15 protein-coding genes and 1 pseudogene are annotated in these 16,598 nt (G+C 55.5%); all 16 read left to right on the top strand.

Annotated elements, in window-relative coordinates:
- The first annotated feature begins 341 nt into the window (after nt 1-341).
- On the top strand, nt 342-1,892 hold the full coding sequence (gene peaA, locus Q6A48_RS05150) for a quinohemoprotein amine dehydrogenase subunit alpha (protein ID WP_047739013.1): 1,551 nt from the start codon (nt 342-344) through the stop codon (nt 1,890-1,892).
- A 7-nt stretch (nt 1,893-1,899) separates the two neighbouring features.
- Nucleotides 1,900-3,333, top strand: coding sequence for a quinohemoprotein amine dehydrogenase maturation protein (gene peaB, locus Q6A48_RS05145; RefSeq protein WP_047739012.1), 1,434 nt, complete (start codon nt 1,900-1,902; stop codon nt 3,331-3,333).
- On the top strand, nt 3,330-3,656 hold the full coding sequence (qhpC, locus tag Q6A48_RS05140; protein WP_011334374.1) for a quinohemoprotein amine dehydrogenase subunit gamma: 327 nt from the start codon (nt 3,330-3,332) through the stop codon (nt 3,654-3,656). Before peaB ends, qhpC begins: the two co-directional genes overlap by 4 nt.
- Nucleotides 3,657-3,661: 5 nt before the next feature.
- The gene (gene peaD / locus Q6A48_RS05135) at nt 3,662-4,750 is read left to right on the top strand and encodes a quinohemoprotein amine dehydrogenase subunit beta (RefSeq protein WP_047739011.1); all 1,089 of its coding nucleotides are present in this window, start codon (nt 3,662-3,664) and stop codon (nt 4,748-4,750) included.
- Nucleotides 4,750-5,418 carry a subtilisin-like serine protease QhpE gene (qhpE, locus tag Q6A48_RS05130; RefSeq protein WP_047739010.1) on the top strand — a complete coding sequence of 223 codons (669 nt, stop codon included), beginning with the start codon at nt 4,750-4,752 and terminating at the stop codon, nt 5,416-5,418. Before peaD ends, qhpE begins: the two co-directional genes overlap by 1 nt.
- A gap of 90 nt (nt 5,419-5,508) precedes the next feature.
- Nucleotides 5,509-6,789 (top strand): annotated as a pseudogene (locus tag Q6A48_RS25990) (PDC sensor domain-containing protein); the annotation flags it as partial.
- 102 nt (nt 6,790-6,891) lie between these two features.
- On the top strand, nt 6,892-7,647 hold the full coding sequence (locus Q6A48_RS25985) for a methyl-accepting chemotaxis protein (protein WP_369811666.1): 756 nt from the start codon (nt 6,892-6,894) through the stop codon (nt 7,645-7,647).
- Nucleotides 7,648-7,818: 171 nt separating this feature from the next.
- Complete coding sequence (locus Q6A48_RS05120; protein WP_047739008.1) at nt 7,819-8,775, top strand: AraC family transcriptional regulator; 957 nt, start codon at nt 7,819-7,821, stop codon at nt 8,773-8,775.
- A 148-nt stretch (nt 8,776-8,923) separates the two neighbouring features.
- Entirely contained in the window at nt 8,924-10,282 is a 1,359-nt protein-coding gene (gene benA / locus Q6A48_RS05115; RefSeq protein ID WP_047739591.1) for a benzoate 1,2-dioxygenase large subunit, read from the top strand.
- Entirely contained in the window at nt 10,279-10,764 is a 486-nt protein-coding gene (benB, locus tag Q6A48_RS05110; RefSeq protein WP_047739007.1) for a benzoate 1,2-dioxygenase small subunit, read from the top strand. The genes benA and benB overlap by 4 nt, the downstream gene beginning before the upstream one ends.
- Before the next feature lie 65 nt (nt 10,765-10,829).
- Nucleotides 10,830-11,843 (top strand): benzoate 1,2-dioxygenase electron transfer component BenC, encoded by a 1,014-nt coding sequence (gene benC, locus Q6A48_RS05105; RefSeq protein ID WP_047739006.1) that lies wholly within the window; start codon nt 10,830-10,832, stop codon nt 11,841-11,843.
- A 32-nt stretch (nt 11,844-11,875) separates the two neighbouring features.
- Nucleotides 11,876-12,637, top strand: a complete 762-nt coding sequence (locus Q6A48_RS05100) for a 1,6-dihydroxycyclohexa-2,4-diene-1-carboxylate dehydrogenase (RefSeq protein ID WP_047739005.1) — start codon at nt 11,876-11,878, stop codon at nt 12,635-12,637.
- Between the two features lie 80 nt (nt 12,638-12,717).
- Nucleotides 12,718-14,058 (top strand): MFS transporter, encoded by a 1,341-nt coding sequence (locus Q6A48_RS05095; RefSeq protein ID WP_047739004.1) that lies wholly within the window; start codon nt 12,718-12,720, stop codon nt 14,056-14,058.
- Nucleotides 14,059-14,122: 64 nt separating this feature from the next.
- Nucleotides 14,123-15,244 (top strand): muconate cycloisomerase family protein, encoded by a 1,122-nt coding sequence (locus Q6A48_RS05090; RefSeq protein ID WP_047739003.1) that lies wholly within the window; start codon nt 14,123-14,125, stop codon nt 15,242-15,244.
- Between the two features lie 26 nt (nt 15,245-15,270).
- Nucleotides 15,271-15,561, top strand: a complete 291-nt coding sequence (gene catC, locus Q6A48_RS05085) for a muconolactone Delta-isomerase (protein WP_047739002.1) — start codon at nt 15,271-15,273, stop codon at nt 15,559-15,561.
- Between the two features lie 54 nt (nt 15,562-15,615).
- Nucleotides 15,616-16,542 carry a catechol 1,2-dioxygenase gene (gene catA, locus Q6A48_RS05080; RefSeq protein ID WP_047739001.1) on the top strand — a complete coding sequence of 309 codons (927 nt, stop codon included), beginning with the start codon at nt 15,616-15,618 and terminating at the stop codon, nt 16,540-16,542.
- Nucleotides 16,543-16,598: the final 56 nt, after the last annotated feature.

The raw sequence follows: 16,598 nt of genomic DNA, 5'->3' as shown, positions 1-16,598 counted from the left end.
GATACACGCTCTAACCCATCTCTGATCATTTTTGCGCCTCAAGCCGCCAATTGAACAGACGTTATACATCGCGACTTAGGTGTGTATCGCACCCTGAGAGGCGTTGAACACTGTGTTCAGAAATAGATCACTCCTCTTGTTTCTTGTCATGATTTTTTCATTTTTATCTATATAAATCAGCGTGTTGTGTGAGATGGCACGGAATATGTATATGAATGAAAAGACACTCTGAGGCCACCCCGGGTTTTGGAGTGCGATAAAACAAAAACTAAAGACAATATTATAAAAAAATCGCCAGCATGGGCTTTGTCCCCTGTGAAGAGCCAAAGGAATTCTGATCGATGAAACCACTCCGTCGCCTTGCGTTCATCTCATGTAGTACGGTGTTGGCGCTCGCTATCGCCCCGTTTGCGGCAGCACAACAAACAGGGGAACAGGTTTTAAATACCATGTGCGCCGGTTGTCACATTGCTGCCGATGGTAGTTTCGAGCGTATAGACGCCGTGCGTAAAACCCCCGAGGCCTGGGATATGACGGTCGTGCGGATGATGCGCAACCATCATGTTCCGCTGAGCCAGGATGACCGCACTGCGGTCGTGAGATACCTGGCCCAGACACGCGGGCTGAGCGTGAAGGAAACCGAGGGGCGTCGCTACGTCTTGGAAAAGGAGCCCGTCGCAACAGACGTGGCGCCTAACCAAATGATGACCGAGACCTGCTCCAGATGTCACTCCTATGCGCGGGTCGCCTTGCAACGTCGAACCCCTGCTGACTGGGAGAAGTTGCTCAACTTCCATTTGGGGCAATTCCCGACGCTGGAGCTTCAAGCCATGGCGCGTGACCGGGATTGGTGGACCTATGTTAATGGCGAAGTCCTGCCATTCCTGGCGAAAAACTACCCACTGGGTCAGGCACCCAAAGCAACCAATGCCAAATTGAGCGAGCGTTGGGTCGTGACCGGTCATCAACCAGGAAGCGGCGACTATTCGGGTACGTTGTCATTGAAGGCCGGGGAGGAGGGCTACGATGTTTCAATGACCCTCGATAACAAAGCAGGCTCTGCGACGTATCAAGGCCGGGGAGTGTTGCTGGGCGAGGGTGAGTGGCGCGCGACGTTAAGCGACGGCAAGCAGGAAATCCGGCAAGTGTTTGCTCTGAATGCAGACGGATCACTGACAGGTCGATGGTTCGAAAAATCCAATGAGGTCATTGGCGGACGCTTCATAGCTTCACCTGTCGATGCCTCGCCTCGGATTCTCGCTGTCAGTCCGACATACCTCAGAACCGGGACAGAAAGTGAGATCACGCTCGTCGGGGTGGGGCTGTCGGGTAAGCCGGTTCTACCGAAAGGCGTTACCGGGACCGTTGTTTCTCAGAGCGATACCAAAGTTGTGATGAAGCTTTCCTCGGAAAAGCCTTGGGGGGCAGTGAAGGTCAGCGTGGGCAAGGCAAGTGCGCCTCTGGTGGTTTTTTCCAAGCTTGACGGTGTACGCGTTGAGCCTGAACAAACTATCGCTCGGGTGGGCGGCAATGGTGGGCCCATCGCAAAGGTTCCCGCGCAGTTTGAGGCAATCGGCTTGCTCAAAGGAGCCGACCGAAAACTGGGAACCGCTGACGACATCCGTGTGGGGACGTTTGACGCCTCGTGGGCGGTGGACAACTGGGACGAAGGGGCTGCGAAGATGCAGGACACCAAGTACTCAGGTTCCATTGAACAGAACGGCCGTTTCACGCCAGCGGACGCGGGTTTAAATCCTGAACGGCCGATGTCTACCAACAACCTTGGCAATCTCAAGGTGATCGCCACCGTTGATGACAACGGCAAAACTCTCCAGGGCGAGGCGCATCTCTATGTCACCGTCCAGCGTTTCGTCGACACTCCTATTCGTTGAGGCTCTCATGACAGCGCTTACCCTTATTCGGCATAACGCGCATCAAATAGATGTGGACGGTCATGCCATGATGATGCATGTCCCCAGCAGCAGCCTTTTCGAGCTTGATGGGGTTGGTCGCGATGTATACGACCTGTTCAATCGCTTCGATAGTGTCGACAGCGAGGTCATGCGCACCGAGCTAGGCGCCCGACATTCCCCGGACAGTCTGGCAGAGTGCATCAGCAGTTTTATCGACCTGGATATCCTGCGCGAGCCAGGTATTGTCGAAGCGCCTCGCGTGATCGCCAAGGTTGATGAGATACCGCTTTCGACCATTGTTCTTAACGTGAATACAGGCTGCAATCTTTCCTGTACTTACTGCTACAAGGAAGACCTCACGACCCCCTCGAAGGGCGTCAAGATGAGCTTTGAAACCGCCAAGGCCTCGTTTGAGATGTTGCTCAAACAGGCAAAGAATCGGGACCAGGTCAATCTTGTGTTTTTTGGTGGTGAGCCGCTTTCCAACTACCCACTCATTCGCGAGATGGTGCCTTACGCCGAAGCCCGAGCGGCGCAAGAGGGCAAGAAGATTGATTTTTCGTTGACCACCAACGGCACGCTGTTAACAGAGCCCATGGTGGATTGGCTCAACGAGCATCGCTTTGGCCTGACGGTATCAATGGACGGTCCGAAAGCCATGCATGATGCCAATCGCATTACGGTAGGTGGCAACGGAACCTATGACGTGGTGGCGCATAAGGTGCGGATGCTGCTGTCGCGCTATACCGCGAGGGCGGTCGGCGTCCGTGTGACACTGACCCGCGGCGTTACCGATGTGTTGGGTATCCATCATCACCTGAAGAACGAACTGGGATTTGCTGAAGTTGGGTTTGGCCCAGCGACGTCGGGTCCGATTGCATCATTCAATCTGGATAACGATGCGCTGAAGCAAGTGTTCAGTGATATGAAGACCCTGGGACGCCGTTATGTCGATGCGGCTTGCCGTGGCGAAAATATCGGATTTTCCAACATGCACCAATTGCTGACAGATATTGCACAGGGCACCAAAAAAGTCGTGCCTTGTGGTGCCGGTCTGGGATTGCTGGCCGTTGATAAGGATGGCGACCTGCACCTGTGTCATCGTTTCGTTGGGTCTGATCAACCGACCTATGGCAACGTTGGTCGCGGTATCGATGTGCCTAAGTTGGCGGCGTTCATAGAAGGCGCCCAAGATCGCAGTAGTTTCGGTTGCAAAACCTGCCGTATTCGCTCTATTTGTGCGGGTGGGTGTTATCACGAGTCTTATGCGAAACAAGGTGATCCGTTTGCTCCTGTTTATCATTACTGTGACTTGCTGCGCGATTGGGTGGATTTCGGAATCGAATCTTACGTGCGAATAATGAAAAATAATCCTAGCTTCTTCCGTAATCATATCGAACCACGGAGCGCCAAAGTATGAAACATTTGACTCCCGCCAATGCCAAGGCCAAGGCCTTTGTTGAAGCTCACGCCGAAGGTCGTGAAGAAGAAGTTGTAGCAATGAACGCCTTGGTAGGCTGTTCGACTTCTTTTGATCCAGGATGGGAAATCGATGGGTTCGGTGGCGTTTCCAACCTTTGTCAGCCGATGGAAGCAGACTTGTACGCCTGTTCTGATCCTTGCTGGTGGCCTGCCCAAGTTCCAGACACGATGTCTACTTATCCGACGTGGGGCAAAGACACTGCGGACCCCACTCAAGATTGGCGCAACCTGAACTCCGTATTCCCCGAATCCAAGGGCTAATAATAATGATAAAGTCATCCTGCTTCGCCGTGCTGTCGGTAATCGCTGCAATGAGCGGCGTAACGCCTGCCGTGGCTAAAGATTTTTTGTCGGTGGTCGCGCACCCTGACAAAGTGTTCGTTGTGGACATGGACAACCGCAAGATCCTCAAAGAATTTGTCGTTGAAAACAGCGGTGCTACGCCAATTGTTTCCGCAGTAAGCCCTGATGCCAAATATGTATACGTCTTGGCGAATGGAAGCCAAAGCGTCATAAAGATGGACATGGAAACCGGAAAAAACCTGCTCCGATTGGACATGAGCAAAGCCGACGAGCGTGTCTGGGCGACGTGGGGCATGAATCTTTCGCCCGACGGCAAAACGCTCGCGGTGTATCAGAATCCGGTAAAACACCTGCGCAACGAATTCAAAGTCCAACCCACGCGCATTGCGTTATACGACGCGGAAACGTTGACGTTGAAATCAACAGCTCCTGCCCCTCGTCAAGTGACGATGCTGATGTACTCGACTGACGGGAAGAAGATTTATGCGTTGGGCAAGGATATGTATGTATTTGATGCCGAATCGGGAAAGCAATTGGAGGAGTTGCCTATCCAGAAATGGTCGCAAAAGGATCATTTCCCCCCCGATATGCTTAACGTCTGGTATCAGTACGACAACTCTCAGCTCATGGTCGCCCCATACTACGTCAAGTTGCGCAATAAAGACCCCGCGTCCCCTGAAACATTCCAAACGGGGCTGCTTACCCTTGATCTGAAGAAGGGCAAGTTGCACATGAACGATATTGAACCCACCCAGACCATTTATTTCTCCATGGCGGCTAGCCCGGACCAAAAGCGCGCCTATGCGGTTTATAACGTGCTCCAGTCTTTCGACTTGGAACAGGGTGGCAAACCCCTCAAGCAAGTAAGCCTCCCCCATACGTTTTATTCCGTCGTCGTCAGCTCCGATAACAGATACGTGTGGATTGGTGGCGCGGGTGGTGATTTGCTTATTTATGACGGTGCCAGTTTGGAGAAGGTCGGGGAGCTGAAGCTGCCCGGTAACCCCAACATGTCGAACAACTCAGCCCTGCGATTGTTCACGGTTCAGTAATGGCCGTCCGTATAGGTGTGATTGACAGCGGAGGACTTTCGATGGACATCGAAGGTTCTCTGGCCTTTCTTCCCGATGGGCGGGTCGAGGCGTGCGCACCGGACCGCCTGGGGCACGGAACGATCGTTGCGAAGATTATTCGTAATAGCTGCCCTCAAGCAATCATTACCCATGCGCAAGTGTTTCAGGAGCGGCCGGTGACAACCGCCACTCAGGTTTCCATGGCGCTCGACTGGTTCGTCTCGCAGCCAGCTTCTCATCGAGTGGACATTGTCTGCATGAGCCTGGGGCTTGCTGCTGATCGTGCGCCTTTGCGTGAGGCTGTCTATAACGCCGGTGCTGAGAAAGTGTTGATTGTTGCGGCCAGGCCGGCCCGAGGTAGCACGTGTTATCCGGCAGATTACGAGAGCGTGATAGGCGGTACCGGAGATGCGCGTTGTACGTGGGACCAACTCTCGCGCTTGGGGCCTCGTTTGTTTGGCGCCTGGAGTAACTCACCTGAACAGGCCGGGGAGGGCATGGCGGGTGCCAGTCTGGGCGCAGCGAGGGTAGCGGGGCATTTAGCCAACATCCTTTTGCGAGAAGGACGTGCTCTGGAAATCCAAGAGGCGCTTTCCCTGATGGGCGAGTGTTGCGATTACTTCGGGCCTGAAAGAAGAACTGGCTGAAGGGATGTGATCGCGCAGGTACATCAATCAGTCATGTTGAGTCATTGATTTGGCTCCACTAAAAAATATCCCGGGTACGGGGAGGTATCTATGCGTTTTGCGCGTGTCTCCATCAAGTGGAAAATCACACTATTGGCGGGATTTTGCCTGCTGTGTACCGTCGTATTGTTGGTGGGTACGTCCCTGTATCGCATGGACACCAGTCTGGCATTGGTCAAATCAGCCAACTCACAGATGCTTGAGGCGGCAGCCCGTGCACGCATGGAGGCTAGCGGAAAGCAGCAGGTTGAGACCACTCAGCGCTTTTTTTCGGACATCTATAATTACGGTAACCAGTTCACTCGACAAGTCCAACAACTTCGAGAGCAAGCAACCAAGCATGGAGCTGATCCCCGGGAGCTGCGCAAGGACCTAAATCAACTGGTACACGACGGCCTTAAAGCCAATCCTTCGCTATTGAGTTTGTACGTGGTATTTGCGCCTGATGCACTGGACGGCCAGGATGGGCGCTTTTCGGATGAATCTACCGTGGGCAGTAATGAAAAAGGTCGATTTGCCTCTTACTGGAGTCAAAAGGATCCGACAGACAGTTACATGGCAGTGCCTGAGAAAATCATCGCCGATACCACCCCTATGTTGGACGGTACTCCGTTCAACACCTGGTATAGCTGCCCACAGCAAACCCTCAGGCCTTGCGTGCTCAATCCTTATTTTGACGACACGTCTGGCCAGCCTTTACTGATGACAACTCTTGCTTTTCCATTGATCGAAAACGGCAAAGTCATTGCGGTCATCGGCGCGGATATCAGCTTGAGTCGATTGCAGCAGCTAAGTCTGGATGGCAGCCTGCAACTTTATGAGGGTAGGGGGACATTGCGAATCGTCAGTTCCGCTGGGTTGGTTGCGGGCGATAGCCATAATCCAGGTTCACTCGGTCGTACACTCGAAAGCGTTCAGAAGGATGGTGCTGACCTACTGGCGCTGTTGAGCGCAGGTAAGTCTCAGTCCTTGGATACGCTTACGAGCCTGCGCATTTTGGAGCCGCTGAAGGTGATCCCTGAGGGGAAACCTTGGGGATTGGTTTTAGAGGTTCCGCGAGCAATCTTGCTGGAACCGGCGCTTGCGCTGCATCAGGAACTTGATGAGCGAAGCCTGTCCGGTGCGCTATGGGAAACAGGGCTTGCGGGAGGCGTGGCGCTGTTAGGTCTGATTGTGCTGTGGTTGACTGCTCGCGGCGTCAGCATGCCAATCCTCAGCGTGGCCAACATGCTTCGGGATATCGCCAGCGGTGAGGGTGATCTCACCAAACGTTTGGATTATCAAGGCAACGATGAACTGGGTCAGTTAGCAGGTTGGTTTAATCGCTTCCTAGACAAACTCCACCCGATAATCCGAGACGTCAAGGCGTCGGTACATGACGCCCGCACAACTGCTGATCAGTCAGCGACACTGTCCGAGCAAACCAGTACAGGGATGGAGCACCAGTTCAGGGAAATCGAACAGGTGGCCACAGCGTCGCAGGAAATGAGTGCAACGGCCCATGATGTGGCCAATAGCGCGGCCCAGGCTGCGCAAGCGGCTCGTGGTGCGGAGCAGGCGACCTCGGATGGCCTGGCGGTGATACAACAAACTACGCATTTGATTGATGGCTTGGCCAAAGACATGAGTCTTGCGGTAAGAGAGGTCGAAGGCTTGGCAGCCAGCAGCGGCAAGATTGGTTCGGTGCTGGATGTCATACGAGCGATCGCCGAGCAAACCAATCTGTTGGCGCTGAACGCGGCCATCGAGGCCGCGCGGGCGGGTGATGCTGGTCGTGGATTCGCGGTTGTGGCCGACGAAGTGAGAGGGTTGGCAAAGCGAACCCAGGACTCAGTCGAAGAGGTCCGTCTGGTGATCGAGACGTTGCAGCGCGGTACGAGTGAGGTGGTCAACGCGATGAACAATAGTCACCATCAGGCCCAGGGGAGTGCAGGGCAGGTTATGCAAGCTGTGACGGCACTGCAGCGTATAAGCGGCGCAGTTTCGATCATCAATGACATGAACCTGCAGATCGCCAGCGCAGCCGAGGAGCAGAGTGCGGTTGCGGAGGAGGTGAATCGAAATGTGGCATCGATTCGCGATGTTACCGAGTCGCTGTCTGATCAATCTAAGAGATCCGCTCAGATCAGTCAGTCCTTGAACCATCTGGCCAATCATCAGCAGCAGTTGATGGCACAGTTCAAAGTCTGATGATCAAGTGCGTGTACACTCGGATTGCGGGATGCTTGATCGTCAGTCCAAAGGGGGCGTGTGATTGCCGACGCGCCGTCAAGCCTGGAGACATTTACATCACGCCAGGCGCAGGTTTCACTTCGGGTGGGCGTAATGACTCTAATAATTGCAACTTCGAGTGCCGGTGCGATGGATAGCCATCTGCTCAGTGAGCGCAGTAGCATTTTTCGGGATGCGGATCCTTACGCGGTGTCCGACTACGTGAACTTGCACGTTGGATCCCATCGCATCGGTCTCTCTCGAACCACCCACCCCCAGGCCAGCCTGAACCATCGAAAATTCGCCGGTCTCGATCTGTGCCGCATCAGCTACGGCGGAAGCGTGCGTGTCACGTCGCCTGCGCTGGAAAGCGTCTACCACCTTCAGGTGTTGCTTAGCGGCAATTGTTTGTGGCGAGGCTATAAGCATGAACACTACCTGCTCCCGGGCGAATTGCTGCTGATCAATCCAGACGATCCTGTCGACCTGACGTACTCCCAGGACTGCGAGAAATTCATTGTTAAGTTGCCCGTTCAGTTGCTTGAATCGATATGTGATGAGCTGCGATGGTTGCGGCCCGCGACGGGCATACGTTTTCTGCGTAACCACTATCAGCTGGATGAGTTGGAAGGGTTTCTTGGCTTACTGGCGATGATTTGCCAGGAGTCCGAGGCCAGTACTCCGATCATGCGGGTACAAGAGCATTACGCCCAGATAATTGGCAGCAAGCTGCTGTCGCTCATGACGACCAACGTCAGCCGCGAAGGCGCAGGATCACAATCGGCCAGCTTCGATCGCATTCTCGATTACATAGACCGAAATCTGAAACAGGACTTGAACGCCGAGCACTTGGCACAACAGGTCAGTATGAGCACCAGGTCCTTGTACGTGCTGTTCGAGCGCCACTTGGGTATCACACCCTTGCAGTACATTCGCCAGCGCAAATTGGAACGCATTCAAGCTTGCCTGAGCGACCCGAGTTGCCCGGTCCGTAGCCTGACTGAAGTGGCGCTGGACTACGGCTTTCTTCACTTGGGCCGCTTCTCTGAGCTTTACCGTTCGCAGTTCGGCGAGCTTCCTTCGCAAACCCTCAAATCACGCGTCTGAACGCGCCATCCTGGCGCGCCGGTGCCGCTGATCGATCCTGCGTGACGGCTGCGCAAAATGGATAGCGATCTGCGGAAATCGGATATTTCCTCCTGAATTGTCTGCCTAATCTGACCGGGCCTGAACAATAACAATGGAGGCCCTGGCCATGTCCCTGGGAAACGATTACCTGAATGCCCTGCTTGAAGAAGACAAGGAGAAGGGCATCTACCGTTGCAAACGGGAGATGTTCACCGATCCACGTCTGTTCGAACTGGAGATGACGCACATCTTCGAAGGCAACTGGATTTACCTTGCCCACGAAAGCCAGCTTCCCAACAACAACGACTTCTTGACCACCACCATGGGGCGCCAGCCGATTTTCATCGCGCGCAACAAGGACGGTGTGCTCAATGCCTTTCTCAACGCCTGTAGCCACCGCGGCGCCATGCTCTGCCGACACAAGTCCGGCAATCGTTCCAGCTACACCTGCCCATTTCACGGCTGGACGTTCAACAACAGCGGCAAACTGCTCAAGGTCAAGGATCCGAGCGAGGCCGGATACCCCGAAAGCTTCAATTGCGAGGGTTCCCATGACCTCACAAAAGTTGCTCGTTTCGAGTCCTATCGTGGCTTCCTGTTTGGCAGCCTCAATGCCGACGTAAAACCTTTGGCGGAGCATCTGGGCGAATCATCGAAAATCATCGACATGATCGTGGACCAATCGCCGGAAGGGTTGGAGGTGCTGCGCGGATCCAGTTCCTATATCTACGAAGGCAACTGGAAGCTGACCGCCGAAAACGGCGCCGACGGCTACCACGTGAGCTCTGTGCACTGGAACTACGCAGCCACGCAGAACCAGCGCAAGCAACGTGAGTCGGGCGAAGAAATCAAAACCATGAGTGCCGGTAGCTGGGCAAAAAACGGCGGTGGTTTCTACTCCTTTGACCACGGCCATTTGTTGCTCTGGACGCGTTGGGCCAACCCCGAGGATCGACCTGCATACGAGCGTCGTGATGAGTTGGCACGTGACTTCGGACAGGCCCGGGCCGATTGGATGATCGAAAACTCCCGCAACCTCTGTCTGTACCCGAACGTGTATTTGATGGACCAGTTCAGTTCGCAGATTCGCATCGCTCGGCCCATCTCGGTCGATAAGACTGAAATCACCATTTACTGCATCGCCCCCAAAGGCGAAAGCGCCGAGGCGCGCGCCAAGCGCATACGCCAATACGAAGACTTCTTCAACGTCAGCGGTATGGCCACGCCGGATGATTTGGAAGAGTTCCGCTCCTGCCAAACTGGCTACGGTGCTGGGCGTGGATGGAACGACATGTCCCGTGGTGCAGAACATTGGGTCGAGGGCGCAGACACTGCCGCACAGGAAATCGGCCTCAAGCCGCTGCTCTCCGGCAAGCGCACTGAAGACGAGGGCCTGTTTGTCCTGCAACACAAATATTGGCAAGAAACCATGCTCAAGGCCGCATCCGCCGAGCAGCCATTGATTCCGGTGGAGGCCGTGCAATGAGTACTTATGACGTTGTGCGTGACTTTCTCTATCGCGAAGCTCGCTACCTGGACGATGCCCAATGGGATCAATGGCTGGAGCTGTACGCCGTTGATGCCACGTTCTGGATGCCGGCCTGGGACGACAATGACACGCTGACCGAAGATCCGCAAAGTGAAATATCGCTGATCTGGTACGGCAACCGTGGCGGTCTGGAAGATCGTGTGTTTCGCATCAAGACCGAGCGCTCCAGTGCGTCCACTCCGGACACGCGTACCTCTCACAACCTGAGCAATATTGAAATTGTCGAGCAGACCGAAGGCCAGTGCCTGGTGCGTTTTAACTGGCACACCCTGAGCTTTCGCTACCAGGTAACGGACAGCTTTTTCGGCAGCAGTTTCTACACCCTCGACCTGCGCGGCGACCAGCCGCTTATCAAGGCGAAGAAAGTCGTGCTGAAAAACGATTACGTCCGCCAAGTCATCGACATTTATCACATCTGATCAGGCTGCGGCGAGCGCTGTCGACGCATCCAAGTGTCGGCTCGACGCTGTGAGTGAGGTGCAACATGAGTTTCCAGATCGCATTAAATTTCGAAGACGGGATCACCCGCTTCATTGAGGCCCAGGGGCACGAAACCGTCGCTGATGCGGCGTATCGCCAAGGCATCAACATCCCGCTGGACTGCCGTGACGGCGCGTGCGGCACCTGCAAATGTTTCGCCGAGGCCGGGCGTTACGACATGGGTGACAACTTCATCGAAGATGCCCTGAGCGAAGACGAGCTTACCCAAGGTTACGTGCTGACGTGCCAGATGCGCGCTCAGAGCGATTGCGTCGTGCGGGTGCCCGCAGCTTCGCAAGTCTGCAAGATCGAACAGGCGAGTTTCCAGGCATCAATCAGCGATGTGCGACAACTGTCTCAAAGCACCATCGCGCTATCGATCAAGGGCGATGGCCTAAACAAGCTGGCGTTCCTGCCGGGCCAATACGTCAACTTGCAAGTACCCGGTAGCGAACAGACACGCGCCTATTCTTTCAGCTCGTTGCAGAAAGACGGTGAGGTCAGCTTCTTGATCCGTAACGTACCGGGCGGCCTGATGAGCAGTTTCCTGACCGGCCTGGCCAAGGCCGGCGATAGCATGAACCTGGCCGGCCCCTTGGGTAGTTTCTACCTGCGTGAAATCAAGCGACCACTGCTGCTGCTCGCTGGCGGCACCGGGCTGGCGCCATTCACAGCCATGCTAGAAAAAATCGCGGAGCAGGGCAGTGAGCATCCGGTGCACTTGATCTATGGCGTCACCAATGATTTCGATTTGGTCGAGTTGGATCGGTTGGAAGCTTTCGCCGCGAGCATCCCCAACTTCAGTTTTCGCGCCTGTGTGGCCAATCCGGAAAGTACTTATCCGTTCAAGGGCTATGTCACTCAGCACATCGAGCCCTGTCATCTCAACGGGGGCGAGGTAGACGTTTATTTGTGCGGCCCGCCACCGATGGTCGAAGCGGTCAACCATTACATCCGCGAGCAAGGGATTAACCCTGCCAATTTCTATTTCGAAAAGTTCGCGCCTGCCGCGGCCTGAATCGTTACGCAAAGACTCCGTTCGAGGTTGTCATGAAAAACAGATTCGAAAACAAGGTTGCCTTGGTAACCGGCGCGGCTCAAGGCATTGGTCGAAGCGTGTGTGAGCAATTGCGGGCCGAGGGCGCGCGGGTTGTTGCGGTTGATCGATCGGAGCTGGTGCATGAGCTCAAACAAGACGACGTATTGACCCTCGTCGCCGATCTGGAAATGCACACCGAATGCATGTCGGTGATGGCAGCCGCCGTCGAGGCTTTCGACAGCCTGCACATATTGATCAACAACGTGGGCGGGACTATCTGGACCAAACCGTTCGAGCGTTACGAGGCCGCGCAAATCGAGTCGGAAGTGCGTCGCTCGTTGTTTCCGACCCTCTGGTGCTGTCACGCGGCGTTGCCCTACATGCTCGAACAAGGGCACGGCGTGATCGTCAACGTCTCGTCAATCGCGACCCGGGGCGTCAACCGTGTTCCTTATGGCGCAGCCAAAGGTGGCGTTAACGCCTTGACCGCCTGCTTGGCGTTCGAGAATGCCGAACGTGGTATCCGGGTCAATGCGATCGCGACCGGGGGCACCGAGGCGCCACCGCGGCGTATCCCCCGCAACACCGCGCAGCCAACCGAAGAAGAGAAGGTTTGGTATCAGCAAATCGTCGACCAGACGATTCAAAGCAGTTTGATGAAGCGCTACGGAACGATCGACGAACAGGTCGCCACGATCCTGTTCCTGGCCTCGGATGACGCGTCCTATATCACCGGCGTAACGCTGCCAGTCAGTGGCGGTGACCTCGGCTGACCAGGAAAACCTGTCGCATCAGGCGCGACAGATTGCATCGCCGATGTGGTTCCCAAAATAAAAACAAGAGTAACGACGCCATGCGAGTAATTGACGTTAATCAGTTCATCGACAATGCACGCTTCAGCCGATTCCATTGGGGAGTGGTAACGCTTTGCGCGCTGCTCTTGATATTTGACGGATACGACCTGTTCATCTTCGGCGTTGTGCTGCCGGCCATTATGCGCGAGTGGCAACTCACGCCGATCCAGGCCGGCGCACTGGGCAGTTATGCACTGTTCGGCATGATGTTCGGAGCGCTTGCGTTTGGGTCGCTGGCTGACAGGATCGGAAGAAAGAAAAGCATCGCAATCTGCTTCACGTTGTTTTCTTCGGCAACCCTTATCAACGGTTTTGTCAGCAATCCGACAGAGTTTGGCATTTGCCGGTTTCTTGCCGGATTGGGCTGCGGGGGGCTGATGCCTAACGCAGTCGCATTGATGAGCGAATTCGCCCCGAGACGTCTTCGCAGCACTTTGGTTGCGGTCATGTTCAGTGGCTACTCGCTGGGAGGCGTGCTTGCCGCTAGCGTGGGAATTTACATGCTTCCGCTTTTCGGGTGGCAATCCATGTTCTTCGCCGCAGCCGTGCCCCTTTTGCTGCTGCCCATGATCTTGGTTTTTTTACCCGAGTCGATCGGTTTCCTGATTCGGGCCGGGAGGGAAGGGCAGGCGCGGCGCATTCTGAGCAAAGTAGACCCTGCTTCGGCTCCCAGCGATAGCGATACGTTGAGCCAGGCGGACAACAAGGGCCGCGGAGTGATTCTGCTGGCGTTGTTTCGTGAGCGGCGCGCGTCCCGCACCCTGTGTTTGTGGGTCGCATTTTTCTGCTGCTTGCTCATGGTGTATGCACTTAGCTCCTGGCTGCCCAAGCTGATGGCAAATGCCGGTTACAGCTTAGGTTCAAGCCTGACCTTTCTGTTGGCGCTGAATTTCGGTGGTATGGCCGGAGCGATCTTTGGTGGCTGGCTGGGAGACCGCTACAACCTTGGAAAAGTGACGGTGATGTTTTTCCTGACGGCCGCCGTGTCCATCAGCCTTCTGGGATTCAAAAGTTCGCCGGCATTGTTGTATCTGCTGATCAGTGTGGCCGGCGCGACAACCATCGGTACGCAAATTCTCCTGTACGCCGCCACTGCCCAGTTCTACGGCATGTCGATTCGCTCCACTGGCCTTGGATGGGCATCGGGTATCGGTCGCAATGGCGCGATCCTGGGGCCGCTGTTGGGGGGAGCACTGCTGGGCATTGGCCTGCCGCTGCCATTGAATTTCGTTGCGTTCGCGGTTCCAGGCGCCATTGCCGCGATAGCCATGGCGCTGTTCACCCTCGTCGGCAAAAGAAACGTGGCCGATTCGAGCGTTTTGATGGCCGCCAAACCGTAACCAATCTTGCCTTGTTCCTTGAGCGGAACCAGGTGTCTCTCAGTTCACGTATCGGAAGATTGTCATGAGCCCAGTACTGATCCACAGCCTGTCGGCGATCATCGTCGACCTGCCGACTATTCGTCCGCACAAGCTAGCCATGCACACGATGCAAAAGCAGACCTTGGTTATTCTGCGGCTTCAATGCAGTGACGGCATCGAAGGCATCGGCGAAGCCACCACCATCGGCGGTTTGTCCTACGGCTATGAAAGCCCGGAGAGTATCAAGGCCAATGTCGACGCTCACTTGGCGCCCGCGCTGGTAGGCATGGCAGCGGACAACATTAATGCCGCGATGCAAAAACTCGACAAGATTGCCAAGGGCAATACTTTTGCCAAGTCCGGCATCGAAAGCGCGCTACTCGATGCCCAGGGCAAACGCGTTGGAATGGCCGTCTGCGAGCTGCTTGGCGGTCGGGTACGCGACAGCCTGGAAGTCGCCTGGACGCTTGCCAGCGGCGATACCGCCCGGGACATTGCCGAGGCCGAGCAAATGTTGGAGCTGCGCCGTCATCGCATCTTCAAATTGAAGATCGGCGCCAATCCTCTGGAGCAGGATCTCAAGCATGTCGTTGCGATCAAAAAGGCCCTTGGCGATCGTGCCAGTGTGAGGGTCGACGTCAACCAGTATTGGGACGAGTCCCAGGCAATACGTGGCTGCCAGGTGCTTGGCGAGAACGGCATTGATCTGATCGAGCAACCCATCTCGCGGGTTAATCGATCAGGCCAGGTTCGGCTGAACCAGCGAAGCCCGGCACCCATCATGGCCGATGAGTCCATTGAAAGCGTCGAAGACGCGTTCAGCCTGGCGGCGGATGGCGCAGCCAGCGTCTTCGCGCTAAAAATCGCAAAAAATGGCGGCCCTCGCGCTGTGCTGCGTACGGCACAGATTGCCGAAGCGGCCGGCATCGCGCTGTACGGGGGGACGATGCTGGAAGGTGCAATCGGCACCCTGGCTTCGGCTCATGCATTCGTCACGCTCAAGCATCTGACCTGGGACACCGAGTTGTTTGGTCCGCTGTTATTGACCGAAGACATCGTGGTCGAGCGACCACAGTATCGTGATTTCCAGCTTCTTGTTCCATCCACGCCAGGTCTGGGATTGGCATTGGATGAAGATCGCCTGGCTCATTTTCGCCGTTCCTGAATCCGCAACCCTATAAGGAGAGCACCATGCTATTCCACGTCAAGATGACCGTGAACCTCCCACTCGATATGGATGCGAGCAGGGCAGCGCAACTCAAAGCCGACGAAAAAGAACTGGCCCAGCGACTGCAGCGCGAGGGTACTTGGCGCCACCTCTGGCGCATCGCGGGTCACTACGCCAACTACAGCGTGTTCGATGCACCTAGCGTCGAGGCGCTGCACGACACCCTCATGCAGCTGCCGCTTTTTCCCTACATGAGCATCGAGATCAACGGGCTGTGTCGCCACCCTTCGTCCATCCATGCGGATGACCGTTGAGATTCCTGCAATTGCTATTCGATCACTCTAAAAAAACAAGATGAGGTGAACACCATGACCGTGAAGATTTCGCAAACCGCCGAGATTCAGAAGTTCTTCGAGGATGCTGCTGGGTTGAAAAATGCGGCGGGCAGCGCGCGCCTCAAAAGCATCATCCTACGAGTGTTGAACGATACCGCGCGGATAATCGAAGACCTTGAAATCAGCGAGGATGAGTTCTGGAAAGCGGTGGACTATATCAACCGTTTGGGCGGGCGCAGTGAGGCCGGGTTGCTGGTCGCAGGCCTAGGTATTGAGCACTTCCTGGATTTGCTGCAAGACGCCAAGGATGCGCAGGTAGGGTTGACGGGCGGTACGCCACGTACCATCGAGGGCCCCCTTTACGTTGCTGGTGCCCCCATAAGCGAAGGCGAAGTCCGTATGGACGACGGCAACGAGGAGGGGCCAGCTACCGTGATGTTCCTTGAAGGCCAAGTGTTTGATACACAGGGTCATCCACTGGCGGGCGCCACGGTAGATTTGTGGCACGCCAATACCAAGGGCACGTATTCATTTTTCGATAAGAGCCAGTCTGAGTACAACTTGCGTCGTCGCATCATTACAGATGCGCAGGGGCGCTACCGTGCGCGCAGTATCGTGCCCTCCGGCTATGGTTGCGATCCGCAGGGCCCTACCCAGGAATGCCTGGACGGGCTCGGTCGCCACGGCCAGCGACCGGCGCATGTTCACTTCTTCATTTCGGCTCCAGGACACAGGCATCTGACTACTCAGATCAATCTTTCAGGAGATAAGTACCTTTGGGATGACTTTGCATACGCCACCCGCGATGGATTGGTTGGAGAGGTGGAGTTCAAGGAGGATGGCGCACGGGGTGTTTCGGGGCGCTACGCTGAACTCAAGTTTAACTTCCAGCTGCAACACGCTGTTGATCCAACTGCAGAGCAGCGCAGTCAGCGCCCCCGAGCCCTCCAGAATGCATGATTAATTCACCAGAACGGGGCCAGCGGGACGGCCCCCGTTCTGATGAGTCGTTCCTT

It is taken from the genome of Pseudomonas citrullilanati, from assembly GCF_030580855.1.
In the GTDB taxonomy this organism is placed as follows: domain Bacteria; phylum Pseudomonadota; class Gammaproteobacteria; order Pseudomonadales; family Pseudomonadaceae; genus Aquipseudomonas; species Aquipseudomonas citrulli.
Note: the sequence above shows the minus strand (reverse complement) of the source record. Positions and strands in the feature narration are given on the sequence as shown.